At 73.4% G+C, this 13,783-nt stretch carries 12 protein-coding genes; 10 read left to right on the top strand and 2 right to left on the bottom strand.

From position 1 onward, the window contains the following. The first annotated feature begins 11 nt into the window (after window positions 1-11). The 10 genes from tssC (at window position 12) to LQ222_RS22830 (ending at window position 12,091) form a co-directional block, all read left to right on the top strand. Window positions 12-1,574 (top strand): type VI secretion system contractile sheath large subunit, encoded by a 1,563-nt coding sequence (tssC, locus tag LQ222_RS22875; RefSeq protein WP_230169186.1) that lies wholly within the window; start codon window positions 12-14, stop codon window positions 1,572-1,574. Then, window positions 1,571-2,356: a type VI secretion system accessory protein TagJ gene (locus LQ222_RS22870; RefSeq protein ID WP_230169185.1), complete on the top strand. Its 786-nt coding sequence runs from the start codon at window positions 1,571-1,573 to the stop codon at window positions 2,354-2,356. The genes tssC and LQ222_RS22870 overlap by 4 nt, the downstream gene beginning before the upstream one ends. A 332-nt stretch (window positions 2,357-2,688) precedes the next feature. Then, entirely contained in the window at window positions 2,689-3,180 is a 492-nt protein-coding gene (gene tssE, locus LQ222_RS22865; RefSeq protein ID WP_230169184.1) for a type VI secretion system baseplate subunit TssE, read from the top strand. A gap of 3 nt (window positions 3,181-3,183) precedes the next feature. Further along, window positions 3,184-5,016 (top strand): type VI secretion system baseplate subunit TssF, encoded by a 1,833-nt coding sequence (gene tssF / locus LQ222_RS22860; RefSeq protein ID WP_230169183.1) that lies wholly within the window; start codon window positions 3,184-3,186, stop codon window positions 5,014-5,016. Further along, on the top strand, window positions 5,013-6,125 hold the full coding sequence (gene tssG, locus LQ222_RS22855; RefSeq protein WP_230169182.1) for a type VI secretion system baseplate subunit TssG: 1,113 nt from the start codon (window positions 5,013-5,015) through the stop codon (window positions 6,123-6,125). Before tssF ends, tssG begins: the two co-directional genes overlap by 4 nt. A gap of 13 nt (window positions 6,126-6,138) precedes the next feature. Further along, on the top strand, window positions 6,139-7,641 hold the full coding sequence (locus tag LQ222_RS22850) for a class I SAM-dependent methyltransferase (protein ID WP_230169181.1): 1,503 nt from the start codon (window positions 6,139-6,141) through the stop codon (window positions 7,639-7,641). Window positions 7,642-7,654: 13 nt separating this feature from the next. Next, window positions 7,655-9,148, top strand: coding sequence for a class I SAM-dependent methyltransferase (locus tag LQ222_RS22845; RefSeq protein ID WP_230169180.1), 1,494 nt, complete (start codon window positions 7,655-7,657; stop codon window positions 9,146-9,148). 195 nt (window positions 9,149-9,343) lie between these two features. Next, a complete protein-coding gene (locus tag LQ222_RS22840; RefSeq protein WP_256444057.1) occupies window positions 9,344-10,036 on the top strand; it encodes an OmpA family protein in 693 nt (230 codons plus the stop codon). Window positions 10,037-10,136: 100 nt separating this feature from the next. Next, window positions 10,137-11,042 (top strand): hypothetical protein, encoded by a 906-nt coding sequence (locus LQ222_RS22835; RefSeq protein ID WP_230169179.1) that lies wholly within the window; start codon window positions 10,137-10,139, stop codon window positions 11,040-11,042. A gap of 323 nt (window positions 11,043-11,365) precedes the next feature. Next, the gene (locus LQ222_RS22830) at window positions 11,366-12,091 is read left to right on the top strand and encodes a YopT-type cysteine protease domain-containing protein (protein ID WP_230169178.1); all 726 of its coding nucleotides are present in this window, start codon (window positions 11,366-11,368) and stop codon (window positions 12,089-12,091) included. 84 nt (window positions 12,092-12,175) lie between these two features. On the opposite strand, the gene LQ222_RS22825 is transcribed toward LQ222_RS22830, so the two are convergent. Together LQ222_RS22825 and LQ222_RS22820 are read right to left on the bottom strand one after the other, a co-directional pair. Further along, on the bottom strand, window positions 12,176-12,919 hold the full coding sequence (locus LQ222_RS22825; RefSeq protein ID WP_230169177.1) for a dienelactone hydrolase family protein: 744 nt from the start codon (window positions 12,917-12,919) through the stop codon (window positions 12,176-12,178). Window positions 12,920-12,930: 11 nt separating this feature from the next. Then, window positions 12,931-13,783, bottom strand: an 853-nt coding sequence (locus tag LQ222_RS22820) for a DUF4384 domain-containing protein (RefSeq protein WP_230169176.1), incomplete at its 5' end; no start/stop codon positions are given.

The following is a 13,783-nucleotide window of genomic DNA, read 5'->3' as shown; positions in this document are numbered from 1 at the left end:
GGAACGGCGCGATGCCGCCGTCAACCGAAGCTGACCCGCCCGTCGCACTGCGTGCCGTGGTCCTGTCCGGGCGTTTCCTCGGGCAGGGCGCGGGGGCGGGCGGCGCGGAGGCCGTCGCGGCCTTCATCACCGATCGCTCCGCGGCCGCCTGCATCCGCGGCTGGTTCGGCCACCACCTCGACAACATCCTGCACCACGATGGCACCCCGCGCGGGCGTCGCCTGGCGATCCGGCGGCTGGAGGAAGCGGTCGATCGCGACATCGCAGCACTCGACCGGCTGATCGCCGTCCAGCTCGATGTCGTGCTGCACCACGAACGGCTGCGACGGCTCGAGGGCAGTTGGCGCGGCCTGGCCTGGCTCAGCGACCGGGTTCCCTTCGGCGCACGCGTCAAGCTGCGCTTCCTGCCGGCACGCTGGGCCGAACTGTGCCGCGATTTCGAACGCGCGCTGGAATTCGACCAGTCCGCCCTGTTCAAGATGGTCTACGAGGGCGAATTCGGCACGCCGGGCGGCGAGCCCTTCGGCATGCTCGTCGCGGATTACGAGGTCCGCCACGCCCCCGGCCCGGGCAGCCCGACCGACGACGTGGCCGGGCTCGATGGCTTGGCCGGCGTCGCGGCGGCCGCCTTCGCGCCGGCGTCGATCGCCGCGCATCCGGCCCTGCTGGGCTTCGATTCATGGTCCGGCCTCGGCGCCGCCGCCGACCTGACCGACGTGTTGCGCGCGCCCGACCGGCTGCGCTGGCGATCGCTGCAGGGGCGCGAGGACAGCCGCTTCCTGTCGGTGGTGCTGCCGCGCGCGCTGGCCCGCGTGCCCTGGCCGGACGACGCCACCCGCGCCGACCGCTTCCGCTACCGCGAACACGCCGCCGGTTCCGATTCGCGCGTCTGGATGAATGTCGGCTACGCGCTGGCCGCCGCGGCGGTGCGCGCCTTCGCGCGATCCGCCTGGCCGGCCGATGTGCGCGGCGCCGCGGTGAACCGCGACCCATCCGGCGGCGTGATCGAGGGCCTGCCCGCCGAGCGGCTGTCGGGCGACCCGCGCGACGCGTCGCTGCGCCCGCCGGTCGAGGTCGCGCTGACCGACGACCAGGAACGCCAGGCCGTCGAGGCCGGCTTCGTGCCGTTCATCGGCCTGGAGCTGCTGCCCGAAGGATCCTTCGCGGCGACGCCGTCGATCCACCGCCCGCCGCGCATGACCGGCGACACGGCTGCGGCGGCCAATGCGAACCAGCGCCTGTCGGCGCAGTTCAACGCCATGCTCTGCGTCAGCCGCTTCGCCCATTGCGTGAAGCTGATGGGCCGCGACATGGTGGGGTCCTTCAAGAGCTCGGACGAGATCCAGCGACGCCTGCAGCGATGGCTGCAGGGCTTCACGAACATCTCGGCCGCGTCGGGTGACACGGGCGCGCGCTACCCGCTGCGGGATGCGCGGGTCGAGGTTGCGGAAAAGCCCGGACAGCCGGGCGTCTTCGGCTGCACGGTGATGCTGCAGCCGCACTACCAGTTGGACGAGGTGGGGGCGGCCTTCCGCCTCGTGACGGATCTCCAGGCGGCGAGGCAAGCGGCATGACCACGGCAGGCGACGCGTTCAAGGCAGGCGACATCGAAGGGGCGGTGGCGGCGGCGACCGCCGCGGTCAAGGCAGCCCCGCGGGAGGCCGGCGCGCGCTGGCTGCTCGCGGAAATGCTGGTCTTCGCCGGCGAGTTCGAGCGGGCCGACCGCTCGCTCGATGCCGTGCTGGAGGAAACCCCGTCGCCCACGGTGATGGAATTCCGCCAGCTGATCCGCGGCGAGGTGGTGCGCCGCCAGGTGCTGACCGAAGGCCGCGTGCCGAAGTTCCAGGGCGAGGACCCGACCGAGGCGCAGAAGGCGGCCGCGCAGGCCGTGACCCTGCTGCGCGCCGGCGACCACGCCGGCGCGGCGGCCGCGGTGGCCGAGGTGGAATCGCTGCGCCCGCGCGTGGCCGGCCGCGCCGGGGATGTCGCCTTCGACGACTTCCGCGACGTGGACGACGTGTTCGCCGCGATGATCGAGGTACACACGGCGGGCGGCGAATACATGTGGGTGCCGACGGAGCGCCTGCGCGCGCTGTCCTTCGATGCGCCGAAGCGCCCGCGCGACCTGTACTGGCGCCGCGCCACCATCGAGATGAAGGACGGCCAGGAGGGCGTGATCTACATGCCGGTGGTCTATCCCTGGACCGCCAAGGACATGCCGAACCCGCTGCGCCTGGGGCGCGGCACGGAATGGCAGGAGACTGCCGGCCTGGTGCGTGGCCTGGGCGGGCGCGAATTCCTGGTGGGCGAGGAGGCCAAGACCCTCGCCGAATTCGACGAGCTCACGTTTGACTGATGGCTCTCAGGCGCCGGGCGGCCGCATCCGCGGGCTTGGCTTGCGCGCCGTGCACGGCTGCGCCGGGCGCCGCACGCAGGTTGGGCGCGGTCGCGCTTGGCGCCCCCGGATCGTGCGGTGCACGATCCGCCAGGGCGCGCCAATCGGCCGTGATGTGCCGCGTGACTTTGGGCGTGCGCCGGCACAACCGCCCCGCCCCCTTCGGATCGCGCCGCGATCCGGGAGCGCAAGGCGCGACCGCGCCGGACCGACGGCCGCGGCCAAGCCGCCAGTGCGCGGCGCGCAAGCCAAGCCGGCGCATGCCCGCACCCGGCGCTTGAGGGCATAGAAGCGTGTCCGATACCCGATCGAGCCCGCGGGTCAGGCTGCCCCTGCTGGACCGCCTGCTGGATTCCGACCCCGACAGCCCGCGCGACCCGCCGCTGTCGCAGTCGCTGGCGATCGAACAGCTCCGCATCGCCGTGCGGCGCGACCTGGAGGCGCTGCTGAACGCGCGCCGGCGTCGGTTGCCGCCGCTGCCTGGCCTGGCCGAACTGCCGCTCTCGCCCGTCGGCTATGGCGTGCCCGACCCGACGGCCGGCTCCTTCACCGAGGAAGAACGCCGCATCGCGCTGTCGCGGGAGATCCAGGCCACCATCACCCGCTTCGAGCCGCGGCTGATGAACGTCAAGGTGCAGCTGCGCCAGGAGGAACGGGAATCGATCGACCGCGTGCTGCGCCTGCGGATCGAGGCGATCCTGCGCACCGACCCGGTGCCCGAGCACATCTCCTTCGAGACCGTGGTCCGCCCGACCACCCTCGATGTCGCGGTGCGGGAGGACTGATCCATGTCCGAGAGCCTGCTGCCCTACTACAACCGGGAACTGGGCGCGATCCGCAAGCTCGCGGGCGAATTCGCCGATGCCTATCCGAAGGTCGCCGCGCGGCTGCGCGTGACACCCGAGGCGGTCGACGACCCCTATGTCGAGCGCCTGCTGGAAGGCGTGGCCTATCTGGCGGCGCGGGTACAGCAGCGCCTGGACGACGAACTGCCCGAGTTCAGCGAGACGCTGCTCGAAATGCTCTCGCCGCACCTGCTCGCGCCGGTGCCCTCGATGACCACCTTGCGCCTCGGGCCGGCGCCCGACGCGCAGGGCCCGATGCGGGTGGCGCGCGGCCTCATGCTGGAAACCGAGCCGGTGCGCGGCGAACCGGTGCGCTTCCAGACCTGCCACGATGTCACCGTCTGGCCAGTGGCGGTCGAGACCTTCAAGCTCGGCGGCCAGCCCATCGCCGCACCCGCGAACAACCGCGTGCAGGCCGCGCTCGCGTGCCTGCGCATCGGGCTGAAGGTCACCACGCCGGACGCGACCTTCGCCAAGATCGGGCTCGACAAGCTGCGGCTGCACCTGCGGGGCGTGGGCGCGGTGCCCGCGCTGCTGCACGAACTGCTCTGCACCTCCTGCGTCGGCATCGCGCTGGCTGACAGCCCGGCCGACCCGCGGCCGACATTGCTCGACCCCGACCGCCTGCAGCCCGGCGGCTTCGGGCACGAGGAAGCGGCGCTGCCCTGGCCGAACCGCGCCTTCGCCGGCTACCGGATGCTGACCGAATGGTTCGCCTTCCCGGAGAAGTTCCTCTACCTCGACCTCTCGGGCCTGGAGGCGCGCACGCTCCTGCAGGAGAGCGACCGGCTCGACATCTACATCTACCTCAACCGCGCCATGCCGGAACTCGAGCGCGTGCTCGGCCCCGACAATGTCGCGCTGGGCTGCACGCCGGCGATCAACATCTTCCCGCATCGCTGCGAACCCATCGCGCTGGATGGCACGCAGTCCGAATGGATGGTGGTACCCGACGCCCGCCGCCCCACGGCGCTCGAGGTCTATGCCATCGACTCCGTGCGCGAGAGCCGTCCCGACGGCGTGCGCCGCCCCGTGCTGCCCTTCTACCGCCTCGGCCGCAACGAGGCCGATGGGGAGGAAACCTCGGCCGCGGAGGCGAACTACGTCACCTTCCGCCGCGGCGCCACGCCGCCCGTCACCGGCACCCAGACATGGATCGAACTGCGCGACGCCGGCTTCGACCCGGCGCGCCTGGCCGAGGGCGTGCTGACCATCGAGGCCTCCTGCTGCAACCGCGACCTGCCGGCGCTGCTGCCCTTCGGCGCCGGGCAGCCGCGCCTGCGCGTGAGCCAGGGGGGTGCTGCGATCGCGGCGGTCGATTGCCTCTCGCCGCCGACACCCACGCTGCGTCCCGGGCTGAACGATCGCGGCGCCTGGCGGTTGATCTCGCACCTGGCGCTGAACCACCTGTCGGTCACCGGGGGCGAGGCGGGCGCGGCGGCGCTGCGCGAGATCCTGCGCCTGCACGACCTGCGGGACACCGCGGAGACACGCGCCGCGCTGTCCTCGCTGGTGACCGTGGACACCCGCCCTGGTGTGGCGCGCCTGCCGGGCGGGCGCGCCGGTGCCTTCGCGCGTGGGCTCGAGGTGACGCTGACCTTCGACGCGCAGACCTGGGTCTCCGCCGGGCTCTATCCGCTCGCGCAGGTGCTGGAGCGGTTCCTGGCCTTGCAGGTCTCGGTCAATGCCTTCTCGCGCACGCATGTCGCGCTGCGCGGGCGGCCTGGCATCGTCGCGCGCTTCCCCGCACGCAGCGGCACCCGGACGCTGCTGTGAGCGGCGCCCCGCAGGACGACGCCACGCCGACCGCGCCGGACCCGGCGCCCGAGGCCCTGCCGGCGCTCGAGGATTTCGCGATTGCGACCGAACAGGCGGCGGTGGCGTCCCGCCCGCCGCCCGAACCGGCGCCGGCGCCGGCCCTCGCGCCACTCTCCCCGATCGAACGGCTGAAGCGCGAACCGGCACGCTTCGACCTCGACCAGGCGGTGGCGGTCACGCTGCATGCCTCCGGCACCGCGCCCGGCGAGCCCGAGGCGCTGCGCCTGCGCAGCATGGGTCGCCTCGCCATGCCGGCGGGCGCCGTGGTGCAGGCGAAGCCGGAGGAAGGCGAACTCACCCTCGGCACCTTCGGCCTGGTGGGCGCCGGCGGCGTGCTGCCACGCCACCACACCGCGATGGTGGCGACCGAACAGCGCAAGCGGTCGACGGCACTGCACGCCTTCCTCGACATGGTGGCGCGGCGCAGCGTCGGGCTTTATCCGAAGGCCGGCGCCAAGTACCGCCCGACCCGCAATCCGCAGCCCGCCACCGATGCGCTGTCGGCCACGATCGGCATGGGCACCGGGCATCTCGATGGCCGGATGCGCGTCGCGCGGGACGAACTGCTGTACCATGCCGGCAACCTTGCCTCGCGCACGCGCAGCGCCGAACGCCTGCGCGCGATGCTGCAGGCGGAGACCGGCCGGCGCGTCGAGATCGAGGAATTCGCCGGCGGCTACATCCGCCTGCCGGAAGCCGAGCAGACCCGCATGCCCAAGGGCCGTGCGGCGCCGCAGCACTGTGCGCTGGGCGTCTCGGCGACCGCGGGCGCGCAGGTCTGGGATGCCCAGGCGCGCTTCATCATCCGCTTCGGCCCGCTGACACGCGCGGAATTCGACGCGCTGCTGCCCGGCACGCCGGCCTGGCAGCGGATCACCCAGCTGGCGCGGCTGTTCGTCGGGCAGGACACCGCCTTCGCGGTCAACCTGGTGCTGCGGAAGGACGAGGTGCCGGCCTCGCGCGCCGGTGCGGGCGCCCGGCTCGGCTGGTCGACCTGGACAGGGGCGTCGGCCCCGCGCCGCGCCGATGCGCGCGATGCGCTGTTCGAACCGCGCGACGTGGTGTGATCCGGAGAGCCGCGTGACCGATGCCAAGGGCCGCTACGGCGGCGCAGAAACCCGCTACGTGCCGGCCTTCGGGGTGGATGCCTCGCCGGCGCGGCTGCACCTAGCCCTCGCACTCGCCGGCGTGCATTGGGAACCCGCGGACCGCGAGCGGCTGCGCGTGCTCGACATCGGCTGCGGACGCGGCCTGACGGTCTGCCTGCTGGCCGCGGCCAATCCGGGCTGGGATGTGATCGGCCTCGACCTCCAGCCGGTCCATGTCAGCGAGGCGCGCGAACTGGCCGCCGATGCCGGCCTCGACAATGCCCGCTTCATCGAGGCGGACCTCGCGGAACTGGACGGCCCGGCGGCCCGCGCGCTGCTGCCCGAGGTCGATATCGTCATCTGCAACGGCGTCTGGACCTGGGTGCCCGACGTGGTGCGCCAGGGCATCGTCGCGCTGCTGACGGCGCGCCTGGCGCCCGGCGGCCTGCTGCTGCTGGGCTACAACGCGCTGCCCGGCTTCGCCGACTGCATCCCGATGCAGCGCTTCCTGATGGAGGCGGCGCGCGGCGTGCCCGGTGGCGACGCCGAGAAGGCGCGCGCCGCCTTCGCCGTGCTGGGCCGCATGCGTGATGCCGGGTCGCCGCACCTGCCGCGCCCGGAAGTGCTCGGCCCGATCCTGGAGGCCGCCGCGATGGCGCCGGCCTATGCCGCGCATGAATGGTTCACGCCGTTCTGGCGCCCCGCCTTCCACGCCGATGTCGTGCGCGACCTGGCGCCGGCGCAGATCGAATTCGGCGCGCCGTCGCGCCCCTCCGCCGCGCTGCACCAACTGCAACTCACGCCCGCGCAGCGCGAGATCTACGCGCAGCTCCCGGGCGCGATGCCCGAGGAGACGCTGACCGACACCTTCATCGAGCGGCGCTTCCGCAACGACATTTTCGTGCGCGGCCGGCGCCCCGCCGTGCCGCAGGCGCTGGGCGACATCCGCCTTGCGCTCGGGGTCAATCCGGACCACGCGGTGATGACGCTCGGCACGCGGACCGGGCTGGCCAGCCTGACCGATGCGCAGAACGCCGCGCTGCTGGGCGCCCTGGCGCGGGGGCCGCAGCGGCTGCGCGACCTCGCGGCGCTGCCCGAATGCGCCGGCCTGTCGGAGCGCGACGTCGCGCTGATGCTCTACGAGACCTACACCGCGCATCCGCTGTGGCGCGACATCCCCACCGACCCCGCCTTCGCCGCGCGCGCCACGCGCTGCAATGACACCATCGCCCGTCGCCTCGGCGCCGAGGCCTATGCCAGCCATGCACCGCTCGGCGCGGTGGTGCCGGCGACCGGCAGCGCCTTCGCGATGGGCATGACCAGCCTGGCGATCGTCGCGTCGATCCGCATGGGCGTGCCGGCGGATGTGGACAGCCTGACCGACCGCCTGGCGCAACGCCGCGACGACCCCGAGGCGGTCGCCGCCGTGAGGCGCAGCATCGAGACCACGCTGACCCGCCACCTGGCCGCCTGGCGCGCCATCGGCGTGGTCTGACGCGAGGAACGCCATGTCCGTCACCAGCGCGCATTACGGGGCCACCGACGTCCGCTACGTGGCCGCCTTCGACCCCGTCGTCTCGCCCGCGCGGCTGCACCTGGCCGCCACCCTGGCCGGCGCCGCCTGGGCGCCGCGCGACCGCGAGCGGCTCAGCGTTCTCGACATCGGCTGCGGCCGGGGGCTGACGCCGATCATCCTCGCGGCCGCCAATCCCGGCTGGCAGGTCACCGGCCTCGACCTCCAGCCCGCCCATGTCGCCGAGGCCGAGGACATCGCCGCCGATGCCGGGCTCGACAATGCCCGCTTCATCGAGGCCGACCTTGCCGGCTTCGACGAGGCCCGTGCGGCGCGCCTGCTGCCCGCCGCCGACATCGTGCTGTGCCACGGCGTCTGGACCTGGGTGCCTGATGTGGTGCGGGAGGGGATCGTCGCGCTGCTGCGCGCCTGCGTGAAGCCGGGCGGCATCGTGGTCATGGGCTACAACGCGCTGCCCGCGCAGGCGCCCTATATCGTGCTGCAGCGGCTGCTGCAGGATGCCGTGCGCGGCGTGCCGGGCACGCCGGCGCAGCGCGGCGCGCATGCGCTGGCGGTACTGGCGCGCATCCGGGCCATCGGGTCGCCGCACCTGCCGCCGGCCACCGAGCTCGACCGCATCATCACGCGCGCGACCGCCTCGCCGGACTACATGGCGCACCAGTGGTTCACCGATTTCTGGCGCCCGGTCTTCCATGCCGACCTGGCGCGGGACCTCGCGCGGGCGCAGCTCGACTATGCCGGCCCGGCACGTCCGGCCGCCGGCATGGCCGATCTCCAGCTGCGACCGCCGCAGCAGGAAGGCCTCGCGGCGCTGCCGGCCTGGATGGAGGGCGAGACACGGCTCGATGCCTTCCTCGACCGGCGCTTCCGCACCGACATCTTCGTGCGCGGGCGGCGGCCGGCGGCGCGGGGCGCGCTGGGCGCGATCAGCCTCGCGCTCGGCGGCGACCCGTCCCGCGCGGCGGTGCGGCTGCCGACGCAGGCCGGCATGGCGGGGCTGGCGCCGGGGCAGCAGGCGGCGCTGCTCGGCGCGCTGGCCCGCGGGCCGCAGCGCCTGGCGGACCTCGCGGTGCTGCCGGGCGCCGAGGACCTCACGGAAGCCGACATCGCGGTGATGCTGACCGAGACCTTCGTCGCCCATCCGCTGTGGCGCGATGCCGCGCCGGACCCAGACCGCGCGGCCCGCTGCAACCGCGCGGTCGCGCTGCACTACGGCACCGAGGCGGCGGCGAGCGGCACGCCGCTCGGCGCTGTCGCGCAGCGGCTGGGCAGCGGCATGCCGGCCTCGTCGCTGGAACTCGCGCTGGTCGTCGCGATCCAGTCGGGGATGCCGGCCGAACCCGGTCCGCTGGTCCGGCATCTCGCCCCCGCCGGCGCCGATGCCGCGGCGCAGGATGCGCTGTTCACCGAGATCTCCGGGCGCCTCGCCACGCATCTCGGGGCATGGCGCGCGCTCGGTGTGGTGTGAGAGGCCGTTTGAGACTGCGCCGGGCGGCGCGTTCCGCGGTCCGGCACCGGCCTTCTCAAACGGTCTTCCAGCCCGCGCGATTGCCGCCGGGCGCGAACGCGCCCAGGCTCCACGCCGGGCGAGGGATACGAACCGCTTCGGATGCATCGCCGGCGCCACCATGTTATTCCTCTGCCGATTGAAGGAGGTCCGTCCATGACCCGCTCGCTTCTCCTCGCCGGCGCCGCGGCGCTGGTCCTTGTCACCGGCGCCCCGGCTGCCTTCGCGCAGTCCGACCCGGCGGCGCTGCAGCTGATCGAACGGCTGCGCCCGCAGGCCGGCGGCCAGACCCGCGGCATCCGCGTGCCCGGCAATGTGGAAGGCGCGCCGCCGCCCTCCGCCCCCGTGCAGCCGGCGCCGGTCTTCGGCCAGCCGCCCGCCGCCCCCGCGCCCTCGCCGGGCCTGGCCGGTCCCGGCGCGCCGAGCGTGAGCGCACCCGCCACCGCGCGCCCGACACCCGCCGTCGTGCGCCCGCCGGTGCGCGAGACCACGGCCGATGCGCCGTCGGCCTCGATCACCGTCACCTTCGCCAGCGGTTCCGCGGTGATCACGCCGGAGGGCGAGCGCGCCCTCGCGCCGCTCGGCCGCGCGCTGTCCTCGCCCGACCTCGCCGCCTTCCGCTTCCGGATCGAGGGGCATACCGACACGGTCGGTGACCCGGCCTCGAACCAGGCGCTGTCGGAACGCCGTGCGGCGGCGGTGCGCGACTACCTGGTCGCGAAGTTCGGCGTGTCGCCGGGTCGCCTGGTGGCGGTGGGCCTGGGTGAGACCCAGTTGCTGGTGCCGACGGGCGACGAGACGTCGAACCCGCGCAATCGTCGCGTGCAGGTCGTCAATATCGGCAGCTGACGGCGCCGCGGTGACGGACAGCGACCCTACCGTCCGCATCGCCGCGCCTGGTGCCAAGGCGCGGGCCCTGCCGGGCCCGCCGACGGCGCGTGGGCGGGGCATGCCGGTCGTGATCGGCGCGGCGGCCATCGCGGCCGCAGGGGTTGCCGGCGGACTGTGGTGGTGGCGCGCCGTCGATACGCCCGATCCGCCGCCCAAGCCCGACCTACCCACCCTGGCCGCGCCGGCGCCGGCGCCGGCGCCCATCGCGCCCCGGCCCGCCGAGATCGGCCCGCGCATCGCCACGCAGGCCGAGATCCTGGCCCATCGCGCCGAAGCGCCGACGATGTTCCGCCTGGACGCCAACCCGCGGATCTTCGTCGCGGATTTTCCCAACCTCGACCGCCAGGGCGCCGCCTTCAACCGGACCGCCGCGCTGGTCGAGAAGGCCGGGCTGCCGCGCGACCGCGTGCTCGACGATGCCGCGCTGGCGGCCGCCATCGCGCGCAGCGGCGACACGCCGGGCACCTACTACTACGGGCACAACTATCGCGGCCGCGACCTGGAACGCTTCTTCGCCCTGGCCGATCGCGACGGCATCGCGCTCACGCGCGACGAAGCCTGGCTGCGCGACGAGCTGGCGCGCATCCGCCGCCTGGTTCCCGCACCCGGCGAATTCGCCATCGTCTCGGTGCCCGGGCTCGAGGAACGCGTCGATGCGGCGATGCGCGAGGCGATCCTGCAGCACGAGGTCGGCCACGGGCATTTCTTCGCTGATGCCCGCTTCGCCGAGCATGTCGCGCAGGTCTGGCGCGACACCTTCACCGAGGCCGAGCGCGCCGCCTTCCGCGCCTTCCTCGCGCGGGAAGGCTACGATCCCGCGATCGAGGAGGTGATGATGAACGAGGCGATGGCCTACCTCATCTTCACGCCCGACCCGCGCTTCTTCCAGCCGGTCCATGCGGGCCTCACGGACCAGCGCGCGGACCAGCTGCGCGCCGCGCTGCGCGGGCGCGCACCGCAATAGCAGCGATCCGGCCTGGCCGGTCCCATCGCGCGTCGCCCTGCCGTCATGTCGCGGGTGGCGGTGACCATGCGCCGCGATCCGAATGCCGCGCATGCGATGCGGCGCCGAGGCGCGGGCGCCTGTGAACCATTTCAGTCGGCAGCGGCGCCGCGCACCGCGCAGGCAGGGCGGCAGGGCCCCTGCATCGGGCGGAAACCCAGGTATTTCCTGAGCTTCAGCGCATCTCGCGGCGCCCGATGGCGGGCGCCGCGCTGCGCCGATGGCGTTTGATGCGGCGGATCATTCCAGATAGGATTTGCTCCGCAAGCAAGGAGCGCCACGTCATGTCGATGCAGCAATTCGTCAACCGGGTGCGCGCCACCGCGACCAAGGCGGGCGGCGGCTACATGCCGTATTCCCAGTGCCTGGAGCCGACCGCAACGCTCATCAAGATGATGCCCCAGACCAGTGGCGGCATCTGCGAGGCGCTGTCGGCGAAGTGGATCGCCGAGCACGCCAATGATCGCTCGCTGTGGAACTGGCTGTGCACGCCGGGCACGATGAACGTGCGCCAGGGCATGATCGCCAACATCATGGTCAACTTCATCGAGGGTGACTCGTCCAGCAAGTCGAGCCCGACGCACAACCCGACGATCCGCCTCACGAGCTCCGAAAAGAAGGCGAACGACTTCCAGGCGGCGGCGACGAAGCGCTTCCTGTCGGTGCATGGCGTGATCCCGCGCGGCACGGCCCGCGGGCGCATGCGCGGCATCCATTCCTACAGCAACGGCAAGGCGATGGGCGCGCGCATCTCGCGCGACCTCGACCCCGATCTGTGGAACGGCCAGAACTTCTACCTGATGATCGGCATCATGGGCGCGGGCGGCGGCCACGCGATGGCTGCCTTCGTCGGGCGCAACGACGTGGCCTTCTTCGACCCGAACTTCGGCGAGTTCTATTTCGAGACGCGTCCGAAGTTCAAGGAGTTCATGAAGGACTTCTGGCGCAGCTCCGGCTACGGCAACCAGTTCAGCGGCTACCAGCTGTGGGACTACGGCAAGAAGATCTGACGAAGCCCGTGTCGCGGCGCCCGATGGGCCGCCGCGACACCCTCATGGCCTGACGCCGCGCCGGGTTGGTTCCCGGTCGCGGCGTCAGCGTTTGATGCGCCCCAGCATCGCGAAGACCGCGGCCCAGTGCCGCTCCGCCGCCACCGGGTCGAAGCCGCCGGAATCCGGCTGGGCGAAGCCGTGATGCGTGCCGGGATAATGCTCGATCTGATGGCGGGCGCCGCTGCGCGCGACCGCCGCGCTGACCTGCGCCGGAACGCCTGCCGGGACGTAGGGGTCGTGCTCCGCGAAGCACAGATAGGCATCGCCATGCGCGATGCGCGGGATCCACAGATGCGGGCTGTCGTCGGCATCGGTCACCATGCGCGTGCCGTAGAAGGACGCGGCGGCGACCACCCGCCCGGGCTGTTCCGCCAGCGCCTGCAGCGCGAAGCGCCCGCTCATGCAGTATCCCACCGCCGCCGCCGGCCGCGCGGCCGAGGCGCCGAGCGCATCGAGCATCGCCGGCAGGTCGATGCGGAACTGGGCATGACCGTAGCCGCGCGCCAGCGCGAAAATGCGCTCGCGCTCCGGGTCGCCCTCGCGCGAGAAGGCGGCGCGGTCGAAGCCGACCTCCCGCGTGGCGCGCCAGTACAGGTTGGGCAGCAGCGCGCGGTAGCCCGCCGCGGCGATGCGCGCCGCCATGCCGTGCAGGGCGGGGCGGATGCCCGGCGCATCCATCAGCACCAGCACCGCCGGCGCGTGGCCCGCGGCATCGGGTTCATACAGCTGGGCGTTCAGCACGCCCTGGGTGGTCGGGATGTCGATGGCGCGCGTGGTGATCGCCATGGCCGGGGCGATCAGCGCCGCGCCACCGTCTCGACCACCAGCGGGCGCACCACCACGCGGGTGCCGCTGGCGCGCGCCGTGCGCAGGGCGGCCGCCAGCGCCGCCATGTACGCATCCTGGCTTTCCACCACCGGTCGCGAATTGCCGAACAGCGGGCGGTCGGACGCGATCACCACCGCGAGGTCGGTGCCATAGGGCTCGTCGACCTCCCAGCCCGTGAAGCTGCCCTGGGGTTCGCCCAGGCGCACCCGCGCCCCGGCCGCCTGCAAGGCCGAGGGCACCAGGTTCGCGACCTGCCCGGACTGCATGAAGTACGCGACATACAGATGCGCCGGCCATTCGGGCATCTGCACATCGAGGCGCATCAGCTCGCCCTTCTGCAGCGGCAGCCGGCCGACCACCTCGACCGAAGGCGCCACGCCGGCCGCCCCCAGCACCGGCCGCAGCAGGTCGAGCGCGGGGCAATAGGGGCCGTCGAAGGAGGCGAGGGAGAGCCGCGCCGCATCCTCCGGCACGCCACGCTGCGCCAGGTTCTGCCGGATCGCCGCGTCATCGCCGCGCCGCACCACGCCGGACAGCGTCATGGTCCGGTCGGTCGCCGACCAGGCGATCAGCGAACAGGGCGTGCCGGTGGCCAGCGCCTGCGCCGCCGCCCGCATGTCGAGGCGGCTGAGCGCGGCCATCTGCTGCTGTTGTTGCTGGGCGGCCTGGTCGCGCGCGGCCTGGTCGCGGGCCGCCTGGTCGCGGGCCGCCTGGTCGCGCGCGGCCTGTTCGCGTGCGGCCGCATCCCGTGCCGCCTGGTCGCGCGCCGCCGCGTCGCGGGCCGCCTGGTCCCGGGCCGCCTGTTCGCGCAGCGCCTGCTCG

It is taken from the genome of Roseomonas sp. CECT 9278, from assembly GCF_918698155.1.
Lineage (GTDB): Bacteria > Pseudomonadota > Alphaproteobacteria > Acetobacterales > Acetobacteraceae > Neoroseomonas.
Note: the sequence above shows the minus strand (reverse complement) of the source record. Positions and strands in the feature narration are given on the sequence as shown.

What these genes read in the sequence shown, in the direction of transcription:
- LQ222_RS22835 (WP_230169179.1), top strand. Translation starts at nt 10,137, where the DNA reads ATGCCGGTCGTGATCGGCGCGGCGGCCATCGCGGCCGCAGGGGTTGCC.
- LQ222_RS22830 (WP_230169178.1), top strand. Translation starts at nt 11,366, where the DNA reads ATGTCGATGCAGCAATTCGTCAACCGGGTGCGCGCCACCGCGACCAAG.
- LQ222_RS22825 (WP_230169177.1), bottom strand. Translation starts at nt 12,919, where the DNA reads ATGGCGATCACCACGCGCGCCATCGACATCCCGACCACCCAGGGCGTG.
- tssF (WP_230169183.1), top strand. Translation starts at nt 3,184, where the DNA reads ATGTCCGAGAGCCTGCTGCCCTACTACAACCGGGAACTGGGCGCGATC.
- LQ222_RS22840 (WP_256444057.1), top strand. Translation starts at nt 9,344, where the DNA reads ATGACCCGCTCGCTTCTCCTCGCCGGCGCCGCGGCGCTGGTCCTTGTC.
- LQ222_RS22845 (WP_230169180.1), top strand. Translation starts at nt 7,655, where the DNA reads ATGTCCGTCACCAGCGCGCATTACGGGGCCACCGACGTCCGCTACGTG.
- tssC (WP_230169186.1), top strand. Translation starts at nt 12, where the DNA reads ATGCCGCCGTCAACCGAAGCTGACCCGCCCGTCGCACTGCGTGCCGTG.
- LQ222_RS22870 (WP_230169185.1), top strand. Translation starts at nt 1,571, where the DNA reads ATGACCACGGCAGGCGACGCGTTCAAGGCAGGCGACATCGAAGGGGCG.